The 12500-nt window shown below is 70.9% G+C and carries 12 protein-coding genes, 1 tRNA gene and 1 pseudogene (1 of these 14 only partly in view); 6 read left to right on the top strand and 8 right to left on the bottom strand.

What is annotated here, in order from left to right; all coding sequences use genetic code 11:
* Positions 1-217: 217 nt before the first annotated feature.
* A tRNA-Ala gene (locus ACFE64_RS07525) sits at positions 218-293 on the bottom strand.
* Between the two features lie 187 nt (positions 294-480).
* Here ACFE64_RS07525 and ACFE64_RS07520 point away from each other — a divergent pair.
* Complete coding sequence (locus ACFE64_RS07520) at positions 481-1569, top strand: DUF2171 domain-containing protein (RefSeq protein ID WP_375391839.1); 1089 nt, start codon at positions 481-483, stop codon at positions 1567-1569.
* 111 nt (positions 1570-1680) lie between these two features.
* Here ACFE64_RS07520 and ACFE64_RS07515 read toward each other — a convergent pair whose 3' ends face one another.
* Positions 1681-2613 carry a neutral zinc metallopeptidase gene (locus ACFE64_RS07515; RefSeq protein ID WP_375391838.1) on the bottom strand — a complete coding sequence of 311 codons (933 nt, stop codon included), beginning with the start codon at positions 2611-2613 and terminating at the stop codon, positions 1681-1683.
* A 107-nt stretch (positions 2614-2720) separates the two neighbouring features.
* Here ACFE64_RS07515 and ACFE64_RS07510 point away from each other — a divergent pair, with 107 nt between their 5' ends.
* Both ACFE64_RS07510 and ACFE64_RS07505 read left to right on the top strand, forming a co-directional pair.
* On the top strand, positions 2721-3494 hold the full coding sequence (locus tag ACFE64_RS07510; protein WP_375391837.1) for a 3-hydroxybutyrate dehydrogenase: 774 nt from the start codon (positions 2721-2723) through the stop codon (positions 3492-3494).
* On the top strand, positions 3491-4057 hold the full coding sequence (locus ACFE64_RS07505; RefSeq protein WP_375391836.1) for a DUF4893 domain-containing protein: 567 nt from the start codon (positions 3491-3493) through the stop codon (positions 4055-4057). Before ACFE64_RS07510 ends, ACFE64_RS07505 begins: the two co-directional genes overlap by 4 nt.
* Here ACFE64_RS07505 and ACFE64_RS07500 read toward each other — a convergent pair.
* The 4 genes from ACFE64_RS07500 to ACFE64_RS07485 all read right to left on the bottom strand — a co-directional run bounded on the left by ACFE64_RS07500 (position 4051) and on the right by ACFE64_RS07485 (position 7288).
* Positions 4051-4782 (bottom strand): hypothetical protein, encoded by a 732-nt coding sequence (locus ACFE64_RS07500; RefSeq protein WP_375391835.1) that lies wholly within the window; start codon positions 4780-4782, stop codon positions 4051-4053. The genes ACFE64_RS07505 and ACFE64_RS07500 overlap by 7 nt on opposite strands.
* An 8-nt stretch (positions 4783-4790) precedes the next feature.
* Positions 4791-5768 (bottom strand): cation diffusion facilitator family transporter, encoded by a 978-nt coding sequence (locus ACFE64_RS07495; protein ID WP_375391834.1) that lies wholly within the window; start codon positions 5766-5768, stop codon positions 4791-4793.
* 144 nt (positions 5769-5912) lie between these two features.
* A complete protein-coding gene (locus ACFE64_RS07490; protein WP_375391833.1) occupies positions 5913-6866 on the bottom strand; it encodes an aldo/keto reductase in 954 nt (317 codons plus the stop codon).
* An 89-nt stretch (positions 6867-6955) separates the two neighbouring features.
* Positions 6956-7288, bottom strand: coding sequence for a hypothetical protein (locus tag ACFE64_RS07485; RefSeq protein WP_375391832.1), 333 nt, complete (start codon positions 7286-7288; stop codon positions 6956-6958).
* 87 nt (positions 7289-7375) lie between these two features.
* Here ACFE64_RS07485 and ACFE64_RS07480 point away from each other — a divergent pair, with 87 nt between their 5' ends.
* Together ACFE64_RS07480 and metF are read left to right on the top strand one after the other, a co-directional pair.
* Complete coding sequence (locus tag ACFE64_RS07480; RefSeq protein WP_375391831.1) at positions 7376-8335, top strand: ArsR/SmtB family transcription factor; 960 nt, start codon at positions 7376-7378, stop codon at positions 8333-8335.
* Positions 8332-9270, top strand: coding sequence for a methylenetetrahydrofolate reductase [NAD(P)H] (metF, locus tag ACFE64_RS07475; RefSeq protein ID WP_375391830.1), 939 nt, complete (start codon positions 8332-8334; stop codon positions 9268-9270). Before ACFE64_RS07480 ends, metF begins: the two co-directional genes overlap by 4 nt.
* An 87-nt stretch (positions 9271-9357) precedes the next feature.
* Here the strand turns inward: metF and ACFE64_RS07470 are convergent, their stop codons facing one another.
* Together ACFE64_RS07470 and ACFE64_RS07465 are read right to left on the bottom strand one after the other, a co-directional pair.
* Positions 9358-10047: a PEPxxWA-CTERM sorting domain-containing protein gene (locus tag ACFE64_RS07470; protein ID WP_375391829.1), complete on the bottom strand. Its 690-nt coding sequence runs from the start codon at positions 10045-10047 to the stop codon at positions 9358-9360.
* 30 nt (positions 10048-10077) lie between these two features.
* Entirely contained in the window at positions 10078-11706 is a 1629-nt protein-coding gene (locus ACFE64_RS07465) for an alkaline phosphatase family protein (RefSeq protein ID WP_375391828.1), read from the bottom strand.
* Between the two features lie 46 nt (positions 11707-11752).
* Between ACFE64_RS07465 and ACFE64_RS07460 the strand changes: the two are divergent.
* Positions 11753-12500, top strand: a pseudogene (locus ACFE64_RS07460) (protein-disulfide reductase DsbD family protein); it runs 1418 nt beyond the window's last position.

Raw genomic sequence — 12500 nt, 5'->3', positions numbered from 1 at the left:
CATCGCCCTGGCCCGTTCGACCATGAGGAGCTCGGGCGGGCCGGCGCCGGTCTCGCGGAAGACGATCAGGGTGGCGGCGGGAATGGCGGTCATTGTGGCGGGATCAGGTAGAAGGGGCGTCGCGGCGAAGCCGCGCCGTCGAACGGGGCGGTGCCCCGTCGGCCGCGCTTGGCCGCGGGCGAGCGAGCTATGCTAGCTCGTCTCGCTGCCTGCACGGTGGTGGAGCCGAGGGGAATCGAACCCCTGACCTCTGCAGTGCGATTGCAGCGCTCTCCCATCTGAGCTACGGCCCCGCGCCCTGGAGAGCGCTGCCCTTAGCGACAGTTCCCGGGCGATGCAACACGTGCGGCCGTGCGCTTCGGGCGGTGAACCGAGCCGCTGGGAGGAACCATCGCTCCCCCGAAATCTTGATACGGATGCAGCGCGCGACGGCCGCTTCTGGTCGCCGGTCGCGCCGCGCAATACCCAGGAGGATGGGAAATGGCTTACGACCGCTACGGGCAGAACGACCCGCAGAGAAATTACCGCGACCGCGCCGGGCGCGCCGACGATGGCGGACTTGGTGGCCGTCGCGACGGCTATGGCTCGCGCGATTACCAGAGCGCCGGCGAGCTCGGCGGCTACGGCCGCGACAACCAGCGCGAATACAGCCAGCGTGACCAGGGTCCCCGTGATCGGGGCCAGCGCGATGATGGCCGTCAGGATTACGGCGAGCGGAACTACGGGCAACGCAGCTATGGCGACGATGCCGCGCGTGACTACGGCGCGGGTCGTCAGCCCGAGCGGCAGGGTCGTGGCGGCTCCGGCGGCGGCTGGGGCGACCAGGATCGGTCTCATCAGGGCTTCACCGGCGGGTCCGACTATTATCGCGGCGACCAGAATCGTGGCGATTTCGGCCGCGACTCGTATCGCCAGAGCCGGGGCACCTTCGATCGCCAGCCGCAGAACCACGGCCAGGGTGGCGACGACCGCGGCTTCATCGAGCGCGCCGGCGACGAGGTCCGCTCGTGGTTTGGTGACGAGGATGCGGAGCGTCGCCGCGAGCAGGACGCCCGCCGCGCCGAGCGGGCCGGCGGCTATGGCCGCGACGAGCATTACCAGAGCTGGCGCGACCAGCAGATCGCCGCGTTCGATCGCGACTATCACGAATATCGCCAGGAGAACCAGGCGAAGTTCCACAACGAGTTCTCGTCGTGGCGCACCGAACGGCAGGGCCAGCGTGACCTGCTCGGGCAGGTCAAGGAGCACCTGGAGGTCGTCGGTGCCGACGGCGAGCATGTCGGCACGGTGGACAAGGTGCGCGACGACCGCGTGATCCTGACCAAGAGCGATCAGGATGCCGGCGGCCGCCATCATTCCTTCCCGTCGCGCTGGATCAAGTCGGTGGACGACAAGGTGACGCTCACCAGGTCCGCCGCCGAGGCGAAGCAGCAGTGGCAGGACGAGGAGCGCCAGAACGCGCTGTTCGGCGACGCCAGCCGCGATGCGCAGAACCGTCAGGCGGGCACCGGCGGCGTGCAGTCGGACGACGGCACGAACCTCAACCGGAGCTTTTCCGGCACCTATTGAGGCTGAGGCTGACAAAGAAGGGCTCGGACGGCGACGTCCGGGCCCCTTCTTTTGCGTCCTGCTCAACCAGCCGTCATCCCCGCCTGCGTGGGGATGACGGTTATCGGGGCGTCAGATCGCCCCGCTGAACGTGTCGCACTGGGCCGGGTCACCGGTGTCGTAGCCGCGCTTCAGCCAATGCTCGCGCTGCGCCGAGGTGCCGTGGGTGAAGCTGTCGGGCACGACGCGGCCCTGGCTTTGCTCCTGCAGCGTATCGTCGCCGATCGCGTGCGCGGCGGTCAGGCCCTCCTGCAGGTCGGAAGCATCCATTCGATCCCTGTTCTTGGACGCCCACACGCCCGCATAGCAGTCGGCCTGCAGCTCCAGGCGTACCGACGCGCCGCTTGCCCCTGTCGCGCTGGCGCCCGCGCGCGCGACCTGGTCCGACGTGCCGAGCAGGTTCTGGATGTGATGCCCGAACTCGTGGGCGATGACGTAATCCTGGGCGAAGTCGCCGCTGACGTGGAAGCGGTTCTGCAGCTCGGCGAAGAAGCTGGTGTCGAGATAGATGCCCTGGTCGGACGGGCAGTAGAACGGCCCCATCGCGGATTGCGCCGCGCCGCAGCCGGACTGGCCGTTGCCGGCGTAGAATTGCAGGCTGGGCTTGGCGAAGCGCTTGCCTTCCGCGGCGAAGATCGTCTCCCAGGTCCGCTGCGCCGATTCGAAGGCGTTGCAGGCCGCCTTGCTCGACGCGTCGACGGTGCAGGCCTGGCGCACCGCGTCCGCGCCGCCGGCGCTGGGCGCGCGGCTGGTCACCGCAGTGCCACCGCCGCTCGAGACGAGGCTGCCGACATTGCCGAGGCCGCCGAATACCGCCAGCAGCAGCAGCACGACGACGATCCCGCCGCAGCCGAAGCGGCTGCCGATCAGCGGCAGCAGGCCGAACAGCAGGCCGCCACCGCCACCGCCACCGCCACCCCCGCCGAAGCCGAACCCGCCGCCGCCGCCCTGGCCGCGCTGGTCGCCGACATTGATGTCGTTGGGATCGAAATCGTCGAGCCGCATGGGCGGGGTTTCCTGATCGTTGCGGGCCTGAAATGCCCGTGCCCATAGCCGGGTTGCACGGCTGTTGCGAACCCGCCATGCCGGAATGCGGCAAGGAGGGCGCGAGCATGTTTCTGAAGGGCAGGACCGCGATCGTCACCGGCTCCACGTCCGGCATCGGCCTCGCTTATGCCCGCGCGCTGGCGGCCGAGGGCGCGGCGGTGGTCATCAACGGCTTGGGCGACGCGCAAGCGATCGAGGCGATCCGCGCCGAGCTGGGCGACGGCGCGCGCTACGACGCCGCCGACATGACCAGGCCGGACGAGATCGCGGCGATGGTCGCGCGCACGCTGGCGGCGACCGGCTCGGTCGATATCGTCGTCAACAATGCCGGCATCCAGCACGTCGCGCCGATCGCCGAGTTTCCCGTCGAGCGCTATGACGCGGTCATCGCGATCATCATGTCCTCGGCGTGGCACCTGATCCGCGCGGCGCTGCCGCACATGCGCGCCCAGGGCTGGGGGCGGATCATCTCCACCGGCTCGGCCCACAGCCTGGTCGCGAGCCCCAACAAGTCGGCCTATGTGATGGCCAAGCACGCGATCGCCGGGCTGACCAAGACGGTGGCGCTGGAGTGCGCGACCGATGGCGTCACCTGCAACGTCGTGTCGCCGGGCTATGTCTGGACGCCGCTGGTCGAGAGCCAGATCCCGGACACGATGCGCGCGCGCGGGCTGACGCGCGAGCAGGTGATGAACGACGTGCTGCTCGCTGCGCAGCCGACCAAGCGCTTCGTCACGCCGGAGGAAGTCGCGGCGCTGGCGGTGTTCCTGTGCCGGGAGGAAGCGCGCTCGATCACCGGCGCCAACCTGGCGGTCGACGGCGGCTGGACGGCGGCGTGACGGCCCTGTGTCTGGCGGCAGCCGCGGCGGCGGCACAGCTGTCGCCCTGCGCGACGGGCGCGACCTGGCGGCCGGTGGCGACGGAGACGGACCGGCAGCGGCTGCGCCAATGGCGGCCAGCCTGGCTGCAGGCGCAGGACGAGATGCGGGCCAAGGGGAAGGCGACCGTGGTGGGCGACGCGCTGTTCGACCTCGACCATGCGCTCGACCGGCCGAGCCCGCCGCCCGGCGCGTATCGCTGCCGCTTCGTCAAGCTGGGCGGCGCGGCCGGGCTGGTGGAGCGGCCCTGGGGACGATGCCGCCTCGACGCCGCCGGTTTTGCCGGCCTGGACGGGCCACAGCGCCCGGCGGGGCAATTCTACCCCGACGGCCCCGGCCGCGCGGTGTTCCTCGGCACGCTACAGTTCGGCGACGAGGCGCGACCGCTCCGCTACGGCCGCGACGACGGGCGCGACATGGCGGGCTATGTCGAGCGGATCGGCGACGCGCGCTGGCGCATCGTGCTGCCGCGCCCGCAATTCGAATCGACGCTCGACCTGCTGGAGCTGACGCCCGCTCAGTAGGGCTGGGCCGTCGCGGGCGTCGGCTGCGGGACCGGCGCGCTGGGCAGCGATCGATCCGCGGGTGGGGCGCCGACGGGCGTGGTCGCGGACGGTGACGCCGCGGAGCCCGTCCGGTCGGGTTCGGCCAGCCCCGCCACCGGCGGCGCGATCACCGGCGCGCCGCCCAGCGGCGACAGCGTCGCGAGATACTGCTTGCCGTGCATGTCCACCTTGACGACGCGGGCTTCGTTCGCCGCCTCGATCGACTGGAGATAGGAGCGCGGCTTCTTCATCAGTTGCGGGCGATCCAGATCGGTCAGCCCGGCGATGCGGGCCGCTGCCTTGACGAAATGGATGCAGTTGCGGTTGTTCAGATTGTAATGGCCGTCGCCCGTCTTCTCGTCCCAGGCGGCGATCAGCGCGAGGATCTGGGCGTATTGCGTATCCGTCAGCACCACCGAGAATTGCGCATCGCTGCCCTCGATATAGCCGGGCTTGGAGGGTTCCACCTCGCCCGGCACCGAGCCGAACAGCAGCGCCGGCGTGACCGATTTGGCGGTGAAGCCGTAATTGGCGTCGACCGGCGCGCCGCCGCCGTCGGGCGCCCCGCGCAGCGTGAAGAAGGCGTGCGGGAAGCTGTTGCCGAGCTCATGGCTCCAGAAGGTGATCGTCACCGCCGCCGGCGCGGGCAGCGCGAGGCCGAGCCAGAACAGCAGGGGAGCGAGGAGGCGGACCGTGCGCAGCATGGGGCCTTTTACCCCCTCGCGGCGGGGGGCTCAATCGCGGGAGGCGCCGCGACGATCACGGCGTCCTCGCGCTTTTCCGGGCGGATGTAGATGGACGACAGCTGCGGCAGCGCGGCCTTGAGCTTGCGCTCGATCTCCTCGATCAGCCGCTCTCCTTCGCCCATCGTCATCTCGTCGCGAAAGTCGGCGCTGATCGCCACGAACACCGATTCGGGCGCGGTGTGGATGGTGCGGACGTGGTTGACCGCGACGATGGCGGAATGACCGTCGACCAGCCGATAGACTTCCGCCACCACAGCGGGGTCGGCGCGCTCACCGATCAGCAGACCCTTGGATTCGCGCGCCAGGAACCCGGCGACCACCGCCAGCAGGCACCCGATCGCGATCGAGGCATAGCCGTCCAGCTCCGGCCGCTGGAACGCGTGGCTGCTCCAGACGCCGAGCGCGGCGAACAGCAGGCCGATGATCGCCGCCGAGTCCTCGAACAGGACCATGAACGCCGCCGGGTCCTTGGAGCGGCGGAACGTCTGCCACCAGCCATGCTCGCCCTTGGCCTGCGCGAACTCGCGCATCGCGAGGAACCAGCTCGATCCCTCCAGCGCCAGCCCGAGCGCGATCACGACATAGTTGACCAGTGGCGGCTTGAGCGGCTCGGGGTGGATGACATGCTGCCAGCCCTCGTAAACCGAGAGGCCGGCGCCGAGCGCGAAGATCATCAGCGCGACGATGAACGCCCAGAAATACAGCTCGCGGCCATAGCCGAAGGGGTGGGCGGCGTCGGGCGGCCGCTTGGCCTGGCGCTGACCGTAGAGGAGCAGGATCTGGTTGAGGCTGTCGACGCAGGAGTGGAACCCCTCCGACAGCATCGACGAGGAGCCGGTGATCGCGGCGGCGACGAACTTGGCGATGCCGATGCCAAGATTGGCCGCCAGCGCGCCGAACAGGACGAGGTTGGCGCGGACGCGATCGGCAAGGCTGTCGGCCATCGACGGCTGATGCCGGGCGGGAGGCGCGGAGGCAAGTCGGCCGCTGACCTTCAGCGTGCCCCATGCTATGGCCGGTAGCCGTCGTGGCGAGCGAGTGGCGGCGCGCTGAGCAGAATGACGCACGTCGCGTCAGTGGCATCGCGACTAGGCACCCGCGTTCGTCAGCCGCCCCAGCTGGTCTTCGCTCAGCGCCAGCGTCATCGCGGGCAGCAGCTCCTCCAGCTGCGCAACCGAGGTCGCGCTGGCGATCGGGGCGGTGACGCCGGGCTGGGCGGCGAGCCAGGCGAGCGCGACCTGCGCGAGCGTTGCGCCGGTCTCGGCCGCCACCTGATCGAGCGCGGCGAGCACCGCGGCGCCCTTGCCGGTCAGCAGCTCCTTCATCCGGCTGCCGCGGACGCTCTTTGCCAGGTCAGCCTCGGAGCGGTACTTGCCGGTGAGGAAGCCCGAGGCCAGGCCGTAATAGGGCACGGCGGCGATGTTCTCGGAGACGCAATAATCCTGCAGCTCGCCTTCGAACTTGTGCCGGCTGACCAGATTATATTCGGGCTGGAGGACATGGATGCGCGGCAGCTCGCCGCCCTTCGCGACGTCGACGGCGGACTTCAGCCGCGCCGCGGTGAAGTTCGACGCGCCGACGACGCGTACCTTGCCCGCCTCGACCAGCTTGCCGAACGCGGCGAGATAGTCCTCCTGCGCCGCTTCTTCGTCGTCGCGATGAGCGAAATAGACGTCGATGCGATCGGTGCCGAGGCGCTGGAGCGAGGCGTCGCAGGCGGCGGCGATGCGGGCGGGCGCGAGCTTCTCGCCGCCTTCTCCGGGCAGCATGCCGACCTTGGTCGCGATCAGCACCTGGTCGCGCTTGCTCGACTGCTGCAGCCACTCGCCGATCACCGTCTCGGACTCGCCGCCCCGGTGGCCGGGCACCCAGGCGGAATAGACGTCGGCGGTGTCGATCAGCACCCCGCCGCCGGCGACGAACGCGTCGAGCACGGCGAAGCTGGCGGCCTTGTCGGCGGTCCAGCCGAAAACGTTGCCGCCGAGCACGAGCGGGGTGATCTTGAGGTCGGTCGAGCCGAGGCGGCGGGTCGATGCGGGCATGGCGCGGGACTTTCGTTGGCGGGCGGGTCGGTCGGCGGCGAAGCTGCGGGGATCGAGGCCGGCGGCTGCCGCTCCTCGCCGTCCCTTGGTTACCGTTCGAGCTCGTTGTCCGCCGCGCTGGCGGCTCGGCGGGTCTTGTCCGCGGCGCGGTCGAGCGCCTTGCCCGTGCGGTCCGCCGCCCGGTCGGCGGCATCGCCGGCCCGATCGAGCGCGGGGCCGGCCCTGCGTCCGGCGCGATCGGCGGCATTGCCGGCGTCGTCGGCCGCGCTGGCGGTCGCGGCGCCGACATCCTCGGCCGCCTTGCGGGTCGTGGCGGCCGCATCGGCGGCGAGCGTATTGGCGTCGGCGGCGGTCTTGTCCTGATCGGCGCGGCTGCACCCGGCGAGGGCAAGCGCGGCGACGACGATGATGATGGGCTTCATTCTGCCTCCTGCTGACGCAGCGTCAACGCGGCTTGGGGGGCGGGGTTCGATTGACTGATATAAAGATTTCTTTATATGCCGATCCGGATGGACAGGCCGCTCGACATCTTCCGCGCGCTGGCGGACGCGACGCGGCTGCGTATCCTGGCGCTGGTGCGTCGGATGGAGCTGTCGGTCGGCGAACTGGCGCAGGTGCTCGGCCAGTCGCAGCCGCGTGTGTCGCGCCACGTCAAGATCCTGGCCGACGCCGGGCTGCTGGAGCGGCGCAAGGAAGGCAGCTGGGTGTTCGTGGCGCTGGGCCGGGCCGAGGTGATCGGGCCGATCGCGGCCGCGATCGACGGCTGGGGATCGACGGATCACTGGGCAGTCGCCGATGCCGCCCGGCTGCAGGCGGTGCGCGCCGACCGGACGGCGGCGGCGGCGGCCTGGTTCGAGGCGCATGCGCGCGAGTGGGATGCGATCCGCTCGCTGCACGTCGCCGACGCGGAGGTCGAGGCGGCGATGGCGGCGGTACTGGGCCTGGATGGAGAAGGTGGCGCGCCGATCGGCGCGCTGCTCGACATCGGCACCGGCACCGGACGCATGCTGGAGCTGTTCGGGGACAAGGCGCGGACCGCGGTCGGCGTCGATCGCTCGTCCGAGATGCTGCGGCTGGCGCGCGCCAAGCTGGCGGGGCGGCCGGTGGAGCTGCGGCAGGCGGACCTCTACCAGCTGCCGCTGGCCGACGCCGCGGCCGACGTCGCCATCCTGCACCACGTGCTGCACTTCACCGCCGCGCCCGAGGCGGCGATCGCGGAAGCGGCCCGGGTGCTCGGCCCGGGCGGGCGGCTGCTGATCGCCGATTTCCTGGCGCACGACCGCGAGGAGCTGCGCGCGCGCGAAGGCCATGCGCGGCTCGGCTTCGCCGACGCGCAGGTCGCGGCGTGGTTCGCGGCCGCCGGCCTGCAGACGGCGCGGGTGGAGACGCTGGAAGGCGGCGAGCTGACGGTGAAGCTGTGGCTGGGGCGCAAGGGCGGGGTCCGGCTCAGGGAGGTGCAGGCGGCATGACGCTCTCGATGCCCGAGCTGGCAGAGGCCCGTCGGGCCCTGGACGCCCCGCTCTATGCCGATCTGGCGGGAGACATGGACGTTTCGTTCGAGTTCTTCCCGCCCAAGACGGCGAAGATGGAGGGGCAGCTGTGGGAGGCGGTGCGGACGCTGGCGCCGCTCGCTCCGCGCTTCGTCTCGGTGACCTATGGCGCGGGTGGTTCGACGCGCGAGCGGACGCACGCGACGGTGGCGCGCATCCACCGCGAGACCCCGCTGGCCGCGGCCGCGCACCTGACGTGCGTCGAGGCCACCCGGGACGAGGTCGATCAGGTCGCGCGCGAGTATTGGGCAGCGGGCGTGCGGCACATCGTCGCGCTGCGCGGGGACTCACCGAGCGGTGGGCCGTTCACGGCTCATGCCGGAGGCTACGAGAACGCGGCGGCGCTGGTCGCCGGGCTGCGCCGGCTGCACCCGTTCGAGATCTCGGTCGCCGCCTATCCGGAGGGCCATCCGGACTCCGCCGATGCCGCGGCCGACCTCGACAATCTCAAGCGCAAGCTGGACGCGGGCGCGACGCGGGCGATCACCCAGTTCTTCTTCGAGCCCGAGACCTTCTTCCGCTATCGCGACGCGGTGGCACGCGCCGGCATCGACGCGGAGATCGTGCCGGGGATCATGCCGGTGATGAACGTCGCCTCGGTGAAGCGGATGAGCGCGCTGTGCGGCGCGGCGGTGCCCGCCTGGATGGAGCGGCTGTTCGAGGGATTGGACGATCGTCCCGAGGCGCGGCAACTGGTCGCGGCAACGGTGGCGGCCGAGCTGTGCCGCAAGCTCTTCGCGGGCGGCGTGCGGCAGTTGCATTTCTACACGCTCAACCGCGCGGAGCTGGCCTACGCGATCTGCCATCTGCTGGGCGTCAGGCCGCGCGCGGTGGCGCAGGAGGTGGCGGCCTAGTCACGCACGGCGGGCTCGGCGCTTGCCCGACCACAAAAAGGCGCGCCACCCCTCGGCGGCGCGCCTTTGCTGCGGAATGCGAGCCGATCAGGCGTGCACGCGCCCGATCACCTGACGACGACGCATCGCCATTCCTGCCAGGCCGAACCCGGCGATCATCATCGTCCACGCCGCCGGTTCCGGCACAGCGGCTGCGGCGGGCGTGACCTCGAAGTTGGTCGACACCGTGCGGCCGGCAAAATTGGCCTGCACGTTATTCACCGCGCCAGAGAAGCTGCCGCTCCAGCCGGAGCCGATGCCGATCTCCAGGCCATAGACGGTGAGGTTGGCGCCGGCATTATCGGCGATCCACTGCGTCAGCGTCTTCTGACCGCCGTTCGCGGACGCGAAGGTGGGGCCAAGCGCGGCATTGGTCGCCCAGAAGATGCCGCTGTTCAGATTGGCCGTGAGAGTCGTCCAGCTGTCCACAGGGGACGCCTGCTGCGTCTGATACACATTCTCGAACACCAGCGAGCCGGCGAAGGCGCCGTTCTTCAGCATGTCGAAGCGCAGCACCGGGGCGAGGTTGGGATCGGTCGTGGAGGCGCTGCTCCGATAGAAATCGAACGAGACGCTCGAGACGGCCGTGCCGGACGCGCGGTCGCCGGAACTCCCGCCGTTGCCGGTCACGGTCGTTCGGGTACCGGACCCGTCAGTGGTGGTCACCGCGGTGTTAGCGCCGAACTGGCCATGCACGTTCTGCAGGCTGGTGTCGTAGAACGGGTCTGCGCCCCGCAAGAACGTCCGAAACGGCACAGCGGCGAGGGCTCAGGGACAGGTGGTGCCTGGCCCCGCGTCGAGATCGAGGCAGCGGCCGTCCATCTTGGGAGCACCGAGCGGCAACTGGAGCAGGCCGGCGAGCGTCGGGGCGATGTCCACCGTCTCGACCGAGAGCGGCTGCTCGAACGGCGTCATGCCGCGCCGCCAGAACAGGATCGGCACCCGGCGGTCGTAATCCCAGAAGCTGCCGTGCGTGGCGACGTAGCCGGCGCGCGGCGTGTCGGCGCCCGACACGCGCGGCTGCAGCGCGACGATCAGGTCGCCCGAGCGCGGGCGGTAGAAGCTCGCCTTGGCACGCATCACGAGCGGCCAGGTCTCGGGCGGGCCGTTCGGCTCGGGCGAGGCGGCAATCTCGTCGGCGGTGAAGACGGCGGCGACATCCGGCTGCGCCAGGATGGCGGTGCGGGCCGCGGCGATCAGCCGGGCGCGCTGCGCCGGGGCGAGCGAGGGATCGGTGTAGAAGTTCGATTCCTGAAAACGCAGCGCGGTGGCGGGCAGGCCGGCGGCGGTCGTCGCCTGCGCGATCGCGGCCTTGGCGTCGAAGCGGCTGCGGCGTGTCTGTGCCGAGCCCTGCTGGTCGCCGCGCTCGGGCAGGTCGACGCCGCCATGATCGGCCGACAGCACCACCGCGTAATCCACCCCCGTCGCGTCGAGCGCGCGGAAGAAGTCGCCCAGATCCCGGTCGAGGCTGGCGAGCTGCAGGCACATCTCCGCACCCTGGGTGCTATAGGCGTGGCCGACATAGTCGGTGGCGGACAGCGAGACGTTGAGCACGTCGGGCGCGCGGCCCCGGCCGAGCTTCAGATCCTGCGCGAGCCCGGCGGCGAGCGCCAGCGTCGCGCCGTCGATCTCGGGCGAGGCGCGGAAGGCGGTCGCATCGCCGGCCGCGCGGGCGAAACGGCCCGACCCGACCGTGGGGCCGGCGGTCGCGACGGCGCGGTCGCGGGGCACGCAGAAGGCCGGGAGCTCCAGCGCCGGCTGCGGCTGGCCGAGCTGCGCGGCGACGGCGGCATTGGTGCGCGCGACCACCGGCAGGACGGCGTGACCCGCATAGCTGGCGAACGCCTTCCGATCGGCGTCCCACCACCACACCTCGTCGGCGGTGCGGCCGGCCATCATTACCGCCGCGCGGTCCTTGCCGGAGACGGAGACGTCGCGGCTGCCGGGGAGGGCGGCCTTGACCCGCTCGCCGAGCGTGGGGACGAGCAGGTGGTCGGCCGCGACGGTGTAGTGCTCGTGCGTGTTCGCGGCGACGCGCTCGTCCTCGACGCAATAGATCGCCTTGTCCGCCAGCGGCGAGCGCAGGTCCATCCAGGTGTTGAGCACGATGCCGGTATGCGCCGGCCGCATCCCGGTCATCAGCGTCGAATGGCCGGGGCACGTCTCGGTGGCGGCGTGGCTCTGATAGCCCGATGGAAACACCGCGCCGTCAAGCAGGCGTGCGAAGCCGCCGGTGAAGCGGTTGCGGTATTCGGCAAACAGATCGGCGGAGAACTGGTCGACCGAAATCGCCACGATCAGCTTGGGCGGGTGTGGGAGCGGGGGCGGGGGCGCCGGCACGGACTGGGCGAGGACGGGGCCGGCGAGCAGCGCGAGGGCGGCAAGGAGTGCTTTCATGGCCGGTCCTTGGGGTTGGCGAGCCGGGCGGCTATGGGACGGGGCGATGACCCGGACAATAGTCGCGCTGTTTTGCTTGTTGATGACGCTGGGGGCGGCGCGCGCGGATAGCCTGCCGCCGCCGGGCGGGGTCCATCTGCCGATGACGCTGGTGGCGGAGACGCGGAGCGTCCCGGCGGGCGGCACGGTGACGCTGGCGATCGACAGCCGTCCGGCGCCGGGCTGGCACGGCTATTGGGGCGAAAACCCCGGCGACGCGGGCTTTCCGCCCAGAGCCGCGTGGACGCTGCCCCCCGGCGCGAGCGTCGGCGCATGGCGCTGGCCGATCCCTACGACGCTGACGATCGCCGGGCTGATGAACTATGTCTACGACCGGCCCTTCGCGCCGCTCATCGAGCTGCGCGTGCCGGCGGGGCTGGCGGCGGGGACGGCGCTGCCGGTGCGGCTGAAGCTCAGCTATCTGGTCTGCACGGCGGCGATCTGCGTACCCGAGGAGCAGGCGCTGGTGCTCGACCTGACGGTCGGCGACGGGGAGCCACGAGACGCACGGTTCGACGGCTGGCGGCGCGCGGTGCCGCGGCCGCTGGGTGCGCAGGCGACCTATGCGGTGGGCAAGGACGGGCTGCGGCTGGCGATCCCCTATCCGGCTGGCGCGCCGCTGGCCCTATCCGTAGCTGTAGGTACGGCCTCCAACTCGTCGCCGCCGGGCGCGCCGCGGGCGGGGCGCGTGCTCCTCACGCTCGTCTGCACGCTGGTTGTTTAGCTATTTCTGAAAAAAGTAACGTCCAGCTTAC

The organism is uncultured Sphingomonas sp. (assembly GCF_964250165.1).
Classification (GTDB): Bacteria; Pseudomonadota; Alphaproteobacteria; order Sphingomonadales; family Sphingomonadaceae; genus Sphingomonas.
Note: the sequence above shows the minus strand (reverse complement) of the source record. Positions and strands in the feature narration are given on the sequence as shown.